The sequence below is a fragment of the Marinobacter confluentis genome (assembly GCF_004785685.1).
Classification (GTDB): Bacteria; Pseudomonadota; Gammaproteobacteria; order Pseudomonadales; family Oleiphilaceae; genus Marinobacter; species Marinobacter confluentis.
This window is the reverse complement of sequence record NZ_SRPF01000007.1, coordinates 41,630-54,914: the sequence shown is the minus strand read 5'-3', so window position 1 is coordinate 54,914 and position 13,285 is coordinate 41,630. Positions and strand designations below refer to the sequence as shown.

At 58.3% G+C, this 13,285-nt stretch carries 14 protein-coding genes; 7 read left to right on the top strand and 7 right to left on the bottom strand.

Annotation, left to right across the window (positions count from 1 at the left end; all coding sequences use genetic code 11):
- Nucleotides 1–91: 91 nt before the first annotated feature.
- Nucleotides 92–505: a peptidoglycan-binding domain-containing protein gene (locus E5Q11_RS16515; RefSeq protein WP_135804556.1), complete on the bottom strand. Its 414-nt coding sequence runs from the start codon at nucleotides 503–505 to the stop codon at nucleotides 92–94.
- Nucleotides 506–584: 79 nt separating this feature from the next.
- Nucleotides 585–1,700, bottom strand: a complete 1,116-nt coding sequence (locus E5Q11_RS16510; protein WP_135804555.1) for an AI-2E family transporter — start codon at nucleotides 1,698–1,700, stop codon at nucleotides 585–587.
- 140 nt (nucleotides 1,701–1,840) lie between these two features.
- Between E5Q11_RS16510 and E5Q11_RS16505 the strand changes: the two genes are divergently transcribed.
- Both E5Q11_RS16505 and E5Q11_RS16500 read left to right on the top strand, forming a co-directional pair.
- Nucleotides 1,841–2,185, top strand: a complete 345-nt coding sequence (locus E5Q11_RS16505) for a hypothetical protein (RefSeq protein ID WP_135804554.1) — start codon at nucleotides 1,841–1,843, stop codon at nucleotides 2,183–2,185.
- 124 nt (nucleotides 2,186–2,309) lie between these two features.
- Nucleotides 2,310–3,209 carry a haloalkane dehalogenase gene (locus E5Q11_RS16500; protein WP_135804553.1) on the top strand — a complete coding sequence of 300 codons (900 nt, stop codon included), beginning with the start codon at nucleotides 2,310–2,312 and terminating at the stop codon, nucleotides 3,207–3,209.
- Between the two features lie 18 nt (nucleotides 3,210–3,227).
- Here E5Q11_RS16500 and E5Q11_RS16495 read toward each other — a convergent pair whose 3' ends face one another.
- Complete coding sequence (locus tag E5Q11_RS16495) at nucleotides 3,228–4,016, bottom strand: acyl-CoA thioesterase (protein ID WP_135804552.1); 789 nt, start codon at nucleotides 4,014–4,016, stop codon at nucleotides 3,228–3,230.
- 196 nt (nucleotides 4,017–4,212) lie between these two features.
- Here E5Q11_RS16495 and E5Q11_RS16490 point away from each other — a divergent pair, with 196 nt between their 5' ends.
- Nucleotides 4,213–5,727, top strand: coding sequence for a DEAD/DEAH box helicase (locus E5Q11_RS16490; protein ID WP_135804551.1), 1,515 nt, complete (start codon nucleotides 4,213–4,215; stop codon nucleotides 5,725–5,727).
- Here the strand turns inward: E5Q11_RS16490 and E5Q11_RS16485 are convergent, their stop codons facing one another.
- The 4 genes from E5Q11_RS16485 to E5Q11_RS16470 all read right to left on the bottom strand — a co-directional run bounded on the left by E5Q11_RS16485 (nucleotide 5,728) and on the right by E5Q11_RS16470 (nucleotide 9,153).
- On the bottom strand, nucleotides 5,728–6,219 hold the full coding sequence (locus E5Q11_RS16485) for a dihydrofolate reductase (protein ID WP_404802781.1): 492 nt from the start codon (nucleotides 6,217–6,219) through the stop codon (nucleotides 5,728–5,730).
- A 480-nt stretch (nucleotides 6,220–6,699) separates the two neighbouring features.
- The gene (locus E5Q11_RS16480; RefSeq protein ID WP_135804549.1) at nucleotides 6,700–7,539 is read right to left on the bottom strand and encodes a thymidylate synthase; all 840 of its coding nucleotides are present in this window, start codon (nucleotides 7,537–7,539) and stop codon (nucleotides 6,700–6,702) included.
- Complete coding sequence (gene lgt, locus E5Q11_RS16475; protein WP_135804548.1) at nucleotides 7,536–8,324, bottom strand: prolipoprotein diacylglyceryl transferase; 789 nt, start codon at nucleotides 8,322–8,324, stop codon at nucleotides 7,536–7,538. Before lgt ends, E5Q11_RS16480 begins: the two co-directional genes overlap by 4 nt.
- A gap of 34 nt (nucleotides 8,325–8,358) precedes the next feature.
- On the bottom strand, nucleotides 8,359–9,153 hold the full coding sequence (locus E5Q11_RS16470) for a sulfite exporter TauE/SafE family protein (protein ID WP_135804547.1): 795 nt from the start codon (nucleotides 9,151–9,153) through the stop codon (nucleotides 8,359–8,361).
- An 81-nt stretch (nucleotides 9,154–9,234) separates the two neighbouring features.
- Here E5Q11_RS16470 and E5Q11_RS16465 point away from each other — a divergent pair, with 81 nt between their 5' ends.
- The 4 genes from E5Q11_RS16465 (at nucleotide 9,235) to dxs (ending at nucleotide 13,284) form a co-directional block, all read left to right on the top strand.
- Entirely contained in the window at nucleotides 9,235–10,020 is a 786-nt protein-coding gene (locus tag E5Q11_RS16465; RefSeq protein ID WP_135804546.1) for an NRDE family protein, read from the top strand.
- A 48-nt stretch (nucleotides 10,021–10,068) separates the two neighbouring features.
- Nucleotides 10,069–10,323: an exodeoxyribonuclease VII small subunit gene (locus tag E5Q11_RS16460; protein ID WP_135804545.1), complete on the top strand. Its 255-nt coding sequence runs from the start codon at nucleotides 10,069–10,071 to the stop codon at nucleotides 10,321–10,323.
- Nucleotides 10,323–11,210, top strand: coding sequence for a polyprenyl synthetase family protein (locus E5Q11_RS16455; RefSeq protein WP_135804544.1), 888 nt, complete (start codon nucleotides 10,323–10,325; stop codon nucleotides 11,208–11,210). The genes E5Q11_RS16460 and E5Q11_RS16455 overlap by 1 nt, the downstream gene beginning before the upstream one ends.
- A 139-nt stretch (nucleotides 11,211–11,349) precedes the next feature.
- Nucleotides 11,350–13,284 (top strand): 1-deoxy-D-xylulose-5-phosphate synthase, encoded by a 1,935-nt coding sequence (gene dxs / locus E5Q11_RS16450; RefSeq protein WP_135804543.1) that lies wholly within the window; start codon nucleotides 11,350–11,352, stop codon nucleotides 13,282–13,284.
- The last annotated feature ends 1 nt before the right edge of the window (nucleotide 13,285 follow it).

Below are 13,285 nucleotides of genomic sequence, written 5' to 3'. Positions count from 1 at the left end.
GTGCCAGTATGGGATCTCAGCAAACTGGACTGATACAGAAAGGCCCGGGCGAACAGGATTCGGCCGGGCCTTTATTTATTTATTCAATCCTTCAGAAGAAAGACCAGCCACCATCGTCGTCTTCTTCCACATCATCTTCCGATGCCGCTTCGGCCTCGGGTTCCGGCTCAGGCTCGGCGCTGGCTGCAGCTGTCTGGCTGTCCTGAGCACTGGCTTGCGGTGCTGCGGCAACCTGCACAGACACCATCCCCAGAGCTTTCTTGGTGGCGTCGTCAAGGGTACCAGACGCGGTCAGCCCGTTGTCCCGCTGGAACTGTTCCAGCGCGCTGCGGGTGGCGTCATCCATCTGCGGGCTGACATTGGTGATGTCGTAACCAGCCCCGTAGAGGGCGTTTTTCAGCGCAATCGTGTCGTTGGCCATGGCGGAGGGTGCGGCGGCAAGTGCAAGTGAACCTGCAACAACCGCTGCAGCAAGTTGGCTTCGGAAACGTGTAAGCCTGTTCATGAGTCACTCCAGTATTCAATGATTTTTTTATTGTGAATCCAATCCCGGTAAGGGCTTGATGGCCGAATCCTAGCATATTTCAGCCCTGGTCAGCCGGCTCCGATTGTTGTGATTCTGTAGCCAAACCGGGCGGATTCGTTTCTGTTGACTGGGCATCTTCGCTGAACTCGCGGATAAATATGCCCCAGAATGCCATGAACAATGCGGCCACCAGGGGCCCCATAACAAAACCGTTGATGCCAAACATCGCCAGCCCGCCCAGCGTGGAAAGCAACACGATGTAATCTGGTAGCTTGGTATCCCGCCCGACCAGAACGGGGCGCAGAAGGTTGTCTGAAAGCCCGATAACGATAGACCCGAAGGCAGTAAGAATGGCTGCCGACACCAGATCGCCGGTCGCCGCCAGGTAAATGGCTGCGGGCACCCATACCAGCGCAGCACCAACCGCAGGCAACAGGGAGACGATGGCCATGACCACGCCCCACAACAGAGCGCCCTGAATACTCAGTATCCAGAAAATCATGCCGCCCAGCGCACCCTGGATAATCGCAATCAACAGATTGCCCTTCACCGTTGCCCGGGTTACCTCGGCAAACTTTGCAAACAGCAGGCGTTCCCGTTCATCCCCCAGGGGCAAGGCCCTGATCATCAACTCGACCAGTTTGTTGCCATCCCGCAGCAGGAAAAACGCCAGGTAAACCATCAGTGCCAGGCCCAGGAAAAACTGGAACGTATTCTGGCCCAGACCAATCGCCTGCTTGGCTAACAACTGGCTGCCACCCACGAATACGCTGACCGCACGATCACGAACGTCTCCGAAATCAACGCCAAACTGCGCAAAAAAAGCTTCGATAGCCGGGAACGAACTGACCACCTGATCGATATACTCACCGGGCTTGAGCTCACCACTCTGGATTTTCTGATAAAGATTCACCCCCTCAGCGATCAGGGAGAACACCAGCCCTACCACCGGAATAATCACGATTACCATGCACAGAATAAGGGTCAGAAGGGCGATGGTATTGGGCCGATCGCCCATGCGTGCGCGCAGCTTCTGTTGAACCGGGTGGAAGATCAGTGCAATGGCAACAGCCCAGAAAATGGGGCCGAAGAAAGGCTTCATCAATAGAACAAAAGCAAGTGATACCCCGACCAGCATGGCGAGGAAAGTCCGAGTCTCGAGTTTTTCGTACATAGAGCGAATCCGGTGCCCTGATTTCAGTGGACAGTATGTTTAGATATCTGGGCGCCAGACTACCATGCCTTCATGGCCAGTGTAGCGGCTTTCAGGTTATAGTTGTCGGTTGTTGGTTATTCCTTAAACAGGTTCAGAGTTTGGTTAACGAAGAGTTTACCGTTGATACCGCCCTTGAGGCTGCAACCGCCCTGCACCGAGTGCTGGCTGCCCGCACCCACCGACGTAAAGTGATGGGACAGGACGTGCTGGTCCCCGGCCAACTGGGCGAGGCACTGCATCTACCGCAGATCATCCGCCGTCTTCAGGCCAAACAGGCCAGGCAACGGGACCGCGGCCTGGAAGATTTTCACGAGCTCTGGCCTACCCTTTCGCCCGCGACTCGGGACAAGGTACTCGATGCCATCGGCTGGTATGACCCGAAATCCCTGGACTGGGAAGACAAGCGCTCTAATCGCCGCCCCACCCCGGACACCGACCACTGATTCAATTGGTCAACGGACTGTTACCGAAACCAAACACAGCAGAATTCAAACTGCTTTATGCTGAGATTTGAAGATCAACGGAGGCGTTGATCACGCAAACCTATCAGTTAGGACAGTCGATGGCATGCGTATCCTGAGAACCGATGAGAGCCGTTTCGCGGGCTTGCCGGATTACCCCTTCACACCCAATTATCTTGACGCCGAGCCCGGCCTGAGAATGCATTATGTGGATGAAGGGCCTATCAGCGCAGACCCGGTGGTCATGCTTCACGGTGAGCCATCCTGGTCCTATCTCTATCGGCACATGATTCCGATGGTCGCAGCGGCAGGTCATCGTGTACTTGCGCCGGATCTGATCGGTTTCGGCAAATCAGACAAACCGGCCCACATCAGCGATTACAGCTATGACCGCCATGTTTCCTGGCTTTCCAACTGGCTCAGGGCACTGAAACTGAAAAACATCACCCTGGTTTGCCAGAACTGGGGGTCACTGCTCGGCCTTCGCCTGGCTGCGGAGCACCCTGACCTGTTCCGCCGCATTATTGTGGGAAATGGCATGCTGCCAACTGGCGAAACGTCGGTTCCGGCTGTATTCACCCTCTGGAAAGCCTTCGCCACCCACAGCCCATGGTTACCCATTGGACGGCTGGTTCAGCTGGGCACCGAGCGAACGCTTAGCAAATGTGAGCTGGCCGCCTACGAGGCACCTTTCCCATCGTCTGAATTCAAAGCCGGCGCGCGGGCGTTTCCAAAACTGGTGCCGGTGTCAGAAGATCACCCGGCCAGCTCTGCCAACAAGGCCGCCTGGCGGGTACTGGAGAAATGGAAGAAACCCTTTATAACCTGTTTCAGCAGCGGCGACCCCATCACCCGGGGCGGTGACCGCTACATGCAAAGGCGCATACCCGGCGCCCACGGTCAGCCGCATATTACTCTGCAGGGCGGCCATTTTCTGCAGGAAGACTCTCCCGAAGCTTTTGCACGCATCATTATCGATGCCTGCAAATCCGAACTGGCGGCCTGAACCACAGGCCGCACTCTCTCAGCCGAACACCGTCACGGTCTGGCGACTGGTCGCCACCAACTCACCGCGGCTGGTCCAGATTCCGGCCTGGGTATGGCCATAGCCTGCGTCTGCCTGATCAATGGTGGCACGGTAAAGCAGCCAGTCGCCGGGTTTGATATCTGGCCGTGGGTGCATGATATCCAGCGCCCAGCTCAGGGAACTGGCGGGCGCCGGTGACTTCAGATGGGGTAACAGCGCCGGTGGCCAGGCGTCAATCAGCGCAACGATATGGGCATCTGTCAGGGCTTCCGGTGGTTCCCGGAACTGCATCCAGCCACCCATGTCGCGTCCACCCTTACCACTGAACGGCATGTGCCCGAAGGCCCACCGCATCTCAATGTGCTGAGTGAACTCCGGGGTGACGTTTTTAATGTAGGGCAGCGGCTGGCAATCGTCCGGGGCCGGGGCTTGCGGCGCCGGCAGTTGCTCAACCGATACCACCGAATCCCGCCCTCCGCCAAAACTGGCCAGGGCCACCAGCTGGGGCTGACCTTCCTGTTCGATTCTGCCGGCGACCTGGCTCACTGCCTTGCCTTCCCTCAGAATTTCAGCGCTGACGGTTGCGGGCACGTCAGGCTTCAACGGCCCAACAAAGGAGACCTGCATCGATCTCATGGGCCTGCCATCGGCCACCACACGGGCCATTCGATCAAACACCAGCGCTGCGGTCAGGCCGCCAAAAGTGGCACGCCCCTGGCTCCAGCTTGCGGGAATCGTCACGCTGCTTTCGGTCGCGCTTGCGCCCAACAGTTCATCAAAGGTCATCGGTCCGCCTCATTAGCATCCTATTCGAATTAGCCGAAAGCTTGCCCAAACTTTCAGACCGGCGCAACTGCCTGCGGAACAAGTACCTATGGGGGCTGAGCGATTTGGATATAAAAACAACAACAAAACAGTTATACTGCCGCCCACAACACGCATTGCCAGGCAATGCCCTACCCTCTGAATTCCGAGAACATGAATGTCTGATTTGACCTTTGCCGAACTCGGCCTCGATGCAGCAGTGCTTGAAGCCGTTGCAGCCGTCGGCTATGAAAAACCTTCACCCATCCAGGCGCAAACCATCCCTGCGTTACTGGCTGGCAAAAATCTTCTGGGCGTGGCGCAGACCGGTACCGGTAAAACCGGCGCTTTTGCCCTGCCGCTGTTGAGCCGTATCGACGCCTCCCTGATGGAGCCGCAGATTCTGGTACTGGCCCCCACGCGTGAGCTGGCAATACAGGTTGCCGAGGCGTTTACCACCTACGCCAGCAAGTTCCGCAACTTCCATGTACTGCCCATTTATGGCGGTCAGGATTTTCACCCCCAGATCAAGGGCCTGAAGCGCGGCGCACAGGTGATTGTGGGCACACCAGGGCGCATGCTGGACCACCTGCGTAAAGGTACCCTGAAACTGGGTAGCCTCAAGGCTCTGGTACTGGATGAAGCCGATGAAATGCTGCGCATGGGCTTTATTGATGATGTCGAGGCGATCCTCGCCAAAACACCGCCCAACTGCCAGCGCGCGCTTTTCTCGGCCACCATGCCGGCTCAGATCAAGAAGGTCGCCCAGACCTATCTGAAAGATGCAGTGGAAGTGAGAATCGAGAGCGAGACCCGAACGGTTGAGCGTATTTCCCAGTTCGTGTTGCCGGTGTACGCCGAACGCAAGCTGGACGCTCTGACCCGCATCCTTGAGGTGGAGCCCATTGATGGCGCAATTATTTTCGTGCGCACCAAGGCGGAAACCACCCTGCTGGCTGAAAAACTTTCTGCCCGCGGCCATGCTGTGGCACCGCTGAACGGCGACCTGAACCAGCGCCAGCGGGAAATGACCGTTGAAGACCTGAAAAGCGGCAAAAAAGACATCATCGTGGCGACCGACGTGGCAGCCCGAGGCCTGGACGTGTCCCGGATCACCCACGTCATCAATTACGATGTTCCTTATGACACGGAAGCCTATATTCACCGTGTCGGCCGTACCGGTCGTGCGGGCCGCAATGGCAAGGCTATCCTGCTGGTAACGCCCCGGGAACGCAGCTGGCTGCGCACTCTGGAGCGCGCCACCAACTCGCCGATGGAAGCCTACCAGCTGCCTTCGCCGGTTGAACTGAAGAAAATGCGGGAACAGCAGTTTGAAACCCAGCTTCTGGCCTTTGCCGAAGACGGCAAACTCGCAAAAGCCATGGGCCTGCTGGACGAAATTGCCGAGCGCAACGAAATGGATATCGCCATGGTAGCCGGCGCACTGGCCTGCTGGATGGAGGCGATCCAACCCGGCACCATGCCGCTGGAGCAGCCCGAGGCACTTCCGGAAATCTCTGCCAACGCGCCACCTCGCCGCGACAACAAGGGCGGTCGCCCGGGTGGACCTCGCAAGGGCAACTTCAGAAAAGGCCCCGGCGGTCCCGGCGGCGGCTATAAGGGCAAAGCACCCGGCAAAGGTGGTAAGGGCGGCGGCAAGCCAGCCGGCAAACGCCCGCCCCGCAGGGATTAATCAGCCGGCTGTTGGCCGCTGATAGACTACGAAACTGTAGTCGTAGGGATTGTTATCGGACGCGGAGAAATCCTCCCGTCCGATTTCTTCCCACTCTTCCCAGTTCACTTCCGGAAAGAATGCATCGCCTTCCACCTCGGCGTGGACCAGGGTAACGTAAATTCTGTCCACCATTGGCAGGGCTTCAGCATAGATCTGCCCGCCACCAATGATCATTACCTCTTCCCCGTCTTCGATTTCTGCCTGAGCCTCGGCTTTCACCAGTGCCTCTTCCAGCGATCTGGCGGCAACAGTGCCAGCCGGCGCTTCCCAGTCCGGATTCCGCGAAATAACCACGTTCATCCGCCCTGGCAGCGGCCTGCCAATAGAATCCCAGGTTTTCCGCCCCATAATGATCGGCTTTCCCATGGTGGCCTGCTTGAAGTACTTCAGATCTCCAGGCAGATACCACGGCAGTTTGTTATTGCGGCCTATAACCCGGTTCTGGGACATGGCTACTATGAGGGCCTTTCTCAATGTTTTGTCCTCTTGCTTGGGAGTTTTGATCTTTTTTTAGCCCTCGGGACTTGGGGGCTTGCAAAAGGGCGGGTAGGTGCTTTCAAAAAACGCTACAAGCACATCCGTGTGCGCTTGGGCTCCGCCATCCATGGCTCCGCACATTTTTGAAAGCACCTACCCGCCCTTTCGCGGCTCAACTCAGTGATCGCTTTTCCAAAAACCACAATGACCATTGAGGGAAATAGATTGCCGTCTTCATTCAAGACAAAACCGGCGCGTTAACTATACTCGTTGAGAAATTCTATCTCGTAAGTTGGAACGCAGGGCAGTGGAAGGGGGCTTCAGAAAATGTGCGGAGCCATGGATGGCGGAGCCCAAGCGCCACATGGATGTGCCGCAAGGAGCGGTTTTCTGAAGCCCCCTTCCACTGCCCTGCAGCCCCCGAAACCTGAGGGCCGGTACCCAAGCCAACGGTCAAATAGCAATAGGCGCCTTAATCCCAGGATAAGGCTCATAGCCGACAAACTCGAAGTCCTCGAGTTCGTAGTCAAAGATGCTCCCAGGCTTACGTTTGATGACCAGTTCCGGCAGCGCTCGGGGTTCGCGTTTGAGTTGCTCGAAGACGATCTCATCGGTCAGGTGGTTCTGGTACAGATGGCAGTCGCCGAAAGTGTGGACAAACTCCCCTACGTCCAGATCACACTGCTGGGCAATCATGTGGGTCAGCAAGGCGTAGGATGCGATGTTGAACGGCACACCCAGAAATAGGTCAGCGCTGCGCTGATAAAGCTGGCATGACAGCTTGCCGTCGGCGACGTAGAACTGGAACAGGCAGTGGCACGGGGCCAGAGCCATCCGACCCTCGCGGACGTTGTCCTGGGGGCCGATGGATTCGTCGGGCAGTTCGGCCGGGTTCCAGGCGGAGACGATTAACCGGCGGGAATTGGGCTTGGTTTTTATCTGCTCGATGACGTCGCTGATCTGGTCAACCACCTCGCCGTTCGGGCACTGCCAGCTTCGCCACTGTTTGCCGTAGATCGGGCCAAGATCGCCGTTTTCCAGCGCCCACTCGTTCCAGATGGAGACCTTGCGCTCGGTCAGCCAGGTATTGTCTGTGGAACCGCGCAGGAACCACAGCAGTTCGTAGATGATGCTGCGAAGGTGGACTTTCTTGGTGGTGACCAGGGGAAAGCCGTCCTGCAGGTTGAACCTCAACTGGCGGCCGAAAACGGAGCGGGTGCCAACACCCGTGCGGTCGCCTTTGTTGAATCCGTTGTCGACGACATCCTGCATCAGGTCAAGGTAGGCTTTCATTCGGCGTTTCTCCGATAGGCAATAAACATCAGGCCGGCGCCGGCGAGGATCATCGGGAAGGACAACACCTGCCCCATGGTCAGCCAGTCAAAAGCAAGATAGCCAAGCTGTGGGTCCGGCATCCGGACGAATTCCACCAGGAAGCGGAAGGTTCCGTAAAGCGCCAGGAACAGGCCGGACACCGCCATTCTGGGTCGTGGTTTCGCTGAAAACCACCAGAGAATCACGAACAGCGCCACGCCTTCAAGCGCAAACTGGTAAAGCTGTGATGGGTGACGGGCCAGGGAATCCGGGGCGGTGCGGAATACCATGCCCCAGGCGACGTCCGTGGGCTTGCCCCAGAGTTCGCCGTTAATAAAGTTGCCGATGCGGCCAGCACCCAGACCCACCGGCACCAGTGGCGCAACGAAATCCGCCAGTTGCCAGAAGCCTCGATCAATTTTCCGACCGTACCACCACATGGCGAAGATGACGCCCAGCAAGCCGCCATGGAACGCCATGCCGCCTTCCCAGACCCGGAACAGCCAAAGCGGGTCAGCGATAAACGCATGAAAGTTGTAAAACACTACATAGCCGAAGCGGCCGCCCAGAATGACGCCCAACGCCAGGTAAAACAGCAGGTCTCCCATCTGAACCTCGGTGATGGGAGAACCGGGTTTGCGCGCCCGCAGTCTGCCCAGCCACCAGCCGGCCAGGAAGCCCACCAGGTAGGTCAACCCGTACCAGTGGACCTTCAACGGCCCCAGAGAAATGGCGACCGGATCAATCTGTGGGTGCTGCAACATCAGTAACTCCAGGCTCAGTGAATAACGTCATGGGTCAGATCAGAAACCGGATTCCCACCAGAATGAGAAATATGGCAAACGCCTTTTTGAGCAAGCGGGCATCCAGCCTGTGAGCGAGGCTTGCACCAACACTAGCGAACAGCATACTGGCAACCACAATGCCGGCAAATGCCGGCAGATAAATAAAACCCGCGCTCAGTGGCGGCAATTCCGGATGATTCCATCCGGTCGCCACATTGGCCAGAGCGCCGGCAAACGCAATGGGAAATCCGCAGGCCGCAGAGGTCCCAACCGCGTTCTGCATTCGAACATTGCACCAGCTGAGAAACGGAACCGTCAGCGTGCCACCGCCAATACCGAACAGTGCTGAGGCCCAACCGATGCCTGTTCCAGCTACCCCCAGCCCAACCCGCCCAGGTAAATCGCGACCCGGTTTCGGATTGATATCCAAAAGCATCTTCACCGCCATAACGATGACAAATATACCAATGATCAGCTGCAACGAGGCACCGGACAGCATTGCAGCGGTCACAGCGCCCAGCAAGGCACCCACTACGATCCCGACACCCATCGACCGGACAATAGCCCAGTTTACGGCCTTGTGCTGATGATGGGACCGGATCGAACTGATCGAGGTAAACACGATCGTCGCCAGTGAGGTGCCGACTGCCAGATGGGCAGCAACCTCATGGCTGAAACCCTGGAGTTCAGCACTGAAAATCAGCACCGGGACAATGACCAGGCCGCCGCCGATGCCGAACAGGCCCGCAAGGGTCCCCGCTACCGCGCCCAGAACAAGGTACAGAGCAATCAGAAGTATCAGCGTCATCGTTCAGGCCGTGCACCCGGAAATCAGAGGCTGGTATGATACACATCGACGCTGTTTTGTTCACTCGGAAGACGTACCTGCATGTGCCTGATCGTATTTTCTGTCAATCAGCATCCGGAGTTTCCGCTGGTGATGGCAGCCAACCGCGACGAGTTTTTCCGGCGCCCCACGGCCGGCATGGACTGGTGGCAGAGCGACCTGGCCGGCGCTGAGGTACTGGCCGGCAGGGACTTGCTGTCGGGAGGAACCTGGCTGGCGGTCAGCCGCGATGGCGTCGTGTCTGCGGTCACCAATGTACGGGAAAGCAGCGATGCGCCGGCAGCCCGGTCCCGCGGAGAACTTCCCCTAATGGCCCAAAACCTCCGTTCCGATGAACTGCAGCGGTCACTGTTACCGGATCGTAATCAGTATGCGGGATTTAACCTGGTGCAGTTGAACTCCCGTGGTGGGTGGTATTTCAGTAACCGTGATGCCCATCCGGGCCGGTACATCCACCGGGGTATTTTCGGGCTCAGCAACCATCTGCTGCAGACTCCCTGGCCCAAGTTACTCAAACTGCGAACAGAAGTGAATCAGGCGCTACGGGGCACCTCAGCCGCGCAGGCGGATCAACTGCACGACACCCTGGTCGGCCAACTTCAGGACACCACCCCTGCTCCTGACCAACAACTGCCGGACACTGGCGTCGGGATTGAAACCGAGCGTTTCCTGTCATCGCCATTTATCAAGAGCAAGGACTACGGCACCAGGGCAACGACCATTGTCAGCCTCAGTCGACATGGCGAGATGATGGTCACGGAGCAAAGCTACGGCCCGAATGCGGAAAAATCAGAACACAGGAGGTTTCGCTGGCAGCGAAGCCCCTGAAGCTTTGATATAATCCCGCGCAAATCCGCGAACAACCGGAGGCCCCGTATGGCCGCTGAAAAAAGCACTGCGTCCATTGCCGACTTTGAAAAGTCATTGGATGAACTCGAGAAGCTGGTCAACGATCTCGAGCGGGGCGAGCTGTCACTGGAGCAGTCGCTGACCGCCTTCGAACGTGGCGTGAAGCTGACCCGTGAATGCCAGCAGGCTCTAAAGACAGCAGAGCAGCGGGTCGATCAACTGGTAGAAAACAGCGATGGAACCCTGGAGACCAGGCCGTTCACGCCTGACGATTCTGCGTGATGGAAGCCGTCACTACCTTTCTTGAGCAATGCCGCACAGACGTGGACGCCATCCTCGCCCACCGACTGACAGCGCCCGAATCCGGCTCGCCGAGACTGCTGGATGCCATGAGCTACAGCGTTCTGGGCGGCGGCAAACGCATTCGGCCCGCCCTGTGCAAAGCTGCCGCCATGGCCGTTGGACAGTCCGGCGAAGCGGCATTGGTGCCCGGGTGCGCCATCGAACTGATCCACGCCTATTCATTGATTCACGATGATCTGCCGGCCATGGACAACGACGAACTGCGCCGGGGCAGGCCTACAACCCACATCGCCTTTGATGAAGCAACCGCAATTCTGGCTGGCGATGCCCTTCAGACCCTGGCCTTCGACTGGCTTGCTGACGCCCCGGGCCTGACTGATCACACCCGGCTGGCCATGGTTCGCGAACTGGCAAAAGGCAGCGGCCATCTGGGCATGGTAAGGGGCCAGGCCATAGACCTGGAATCCGTCGGCAAGCAGTTGTCTATCGAGAACCTGGAGTCCATGCACCGCCACAAGACCGGCGCACTGATCGTCGCGGCGGTGAAAATTGGCGCCCTGACAGCCCCCGATCTCAGGCCCGGCCAGATTGAAGACCTGACCAGCTACGCCCGCACGCTGGGCCTCGCGTTTCAGGTTCAGGACGACCTGCTGGACATAGAAGGTGACACCCAGGTGATCGGCAAACCCCAGGGGTCGGATCAGGCCAGGGGCAAGCCCACCTACCCGTCACTGATGGGCGTGGAACAGGCTCGCGAGTATCTGGCAGGGTTGCTGAAAAACGCCCTTGGCAGTCTGGAATCCTTTGGTAACGAAGCCAACGTTCTGAGGGCCATGGCAGATTACGTTGTTGCCCGCACCTATTGAACGGTCAGGTTGATCGTTAGCCGACCAGACGCGCACACTGGGAACCAGGGATGGTTAAGTATCACAGGCATGAAATAGGCCTCGCCCATCCCTTATAATAGTTGTCACATTTCGAGACACCCGACAAAGACCCGAGTAGATGCACGAACCATATACGTTTCAGGAAATCCCGTCCCAGCGGCCCAACACCCCGCTGCTGGACCGGATTGACACTCCAGTTCAGCTTCGCGAGCTGCATGGGGACCAGCTGACCCAACTGGCCCGAGAACTGCGCGCGTTTCTGCTATGGTCGGTCGGGCAGACCGGCGGGCACTTCGGTGCCGGCCTGGGAGTTCTGGAGCTGACGGTCGCGCTGCATTATGTGTTCAACACGCCAGAAGACCGCCTGGTATGGGACGTTGGCCATCAGGCTTACCCTCACAAGATTCTGACCGGCCGTCGCAATCGAATGGATACCATTCGCCGCCAGGGCGGCCTGGCGGGTTTCCCAAAGCGGGCGGAAAGCGAATTCGACACCTTTGGCGTGGGGCACTCAAGCACGTCGATCAGCGCTGCACTGGGCATGGCCATCGCATCGAGGATGCAGAACACCGGCCGCAAAAGTATTGCAGTGATCGGTGATGGAGCGATGACCGCCGGCATGGCTTTCGAGGCCCTCAACCACGCAGGCCACCTGCGGGCTGACATGCTGGTCATTCTTAACGATAACGATATGTCGATTTCCCGGAACGTGGGCGGACTGAACAACTACTTTGCCAAGTTGCTGGCAAGCCGCACCTACAACCAGGTTCGGGACAGCAGCAAGCGGGTTCTGCAGGGTACCCCGAACCTGATGGCGCTGGCGCGGAAAACCGAAGAACATTTCAAGGGCATGATCTCGCCGGGCACATTATTTGAGGAGCTGGGCTTCAACTACATCGGGCCCATTGACGGCCACGACCTGCCGTTGCTGCTGGAAACGCTGGAAAACATCCGGGAACTGGATGGCCCGCAGTTTCTGCATGTGGTCACCACCAAGGGCAGAGGCTTTGCCCCCGCCGAAGCGGATCCCATTGGCTACCACGCGATCAACAAAATCGAACCGGTGCCACCGACCAGACCGGAACCGGTCAGGCCGGCGCCTTCGAAACCGAAATACGCCAATGTATTCGGCCAGTGGCTTTGTGATGCCGCCGAAGCCGACGAGCGGGTTGTGGGGATTACGCCAGCCATGTGCGAGGGGTCAGATCTGCTGGCCTTTTCAAAACGCTTCCCGGACCGGTATTTCGATGTCGCCATTGCCGAACAGCATTCCGTTACCCTGGCGGCCGGGTTGGCCTGCGACGGCGCCAAGCCGGTAGTCGCAATCTATTCCACCTTCCTGCAGCGGGCCTACGACCAGCTGATTCACGACGTTGCCATCCAGAACCTCGATGTGCTCTTTGCAATTGACCGGGCCGGACTGGTTGGGGAAGACGGCCCCACTCACGCAGGTGCTTTCGATATCAGCTATCTGCGCTGTGTGCCGAACATGGTTGTGATGACGCCCTCGGACGAGAATGAGACCCGGCAGCTACTTCACACCGGCATGCTGCATAACGGGCCTGCCTCCGTGCGATACCCTCGCGGGACCGGCCCGGGGGCTGACATCGAGCCCGAACTGGCGCCACTGCCCATCGGCCGCGGACGCCGGGTAAGAGAAGGCTCTGGCATTGCCATCCTGAACTTCGGCGCGCTGATGACATCCGCCCTGGAGGCGGCAGCGGCGCTTGACGCAACAGTCGCAGACATGCGCTTTGTGAAGCCGCTGGATGAGGAACTGATTCTGGCGCTGGCCGAAAAACACGACCTGCTGGTAACGCTGGAAGAGAATGCCATTGCCGGCGGCGCGGGCAGCGCCGTCACAGAGTTCCTGAACAGTCGAAATCTGCTGCAACCGGTATTGCAACTGGGCCTGCCCGACACCTTTGTTGATCATGGCAAACATGGTCAACTGTTGAAGGAAGTCGGGCTGGACGCGGAAGGGATTCTGCAGTCAATCAGGAACCGGTGGGAACACACCCAACGTACCGATCTTCTGGCCGCGGTCAAATAGC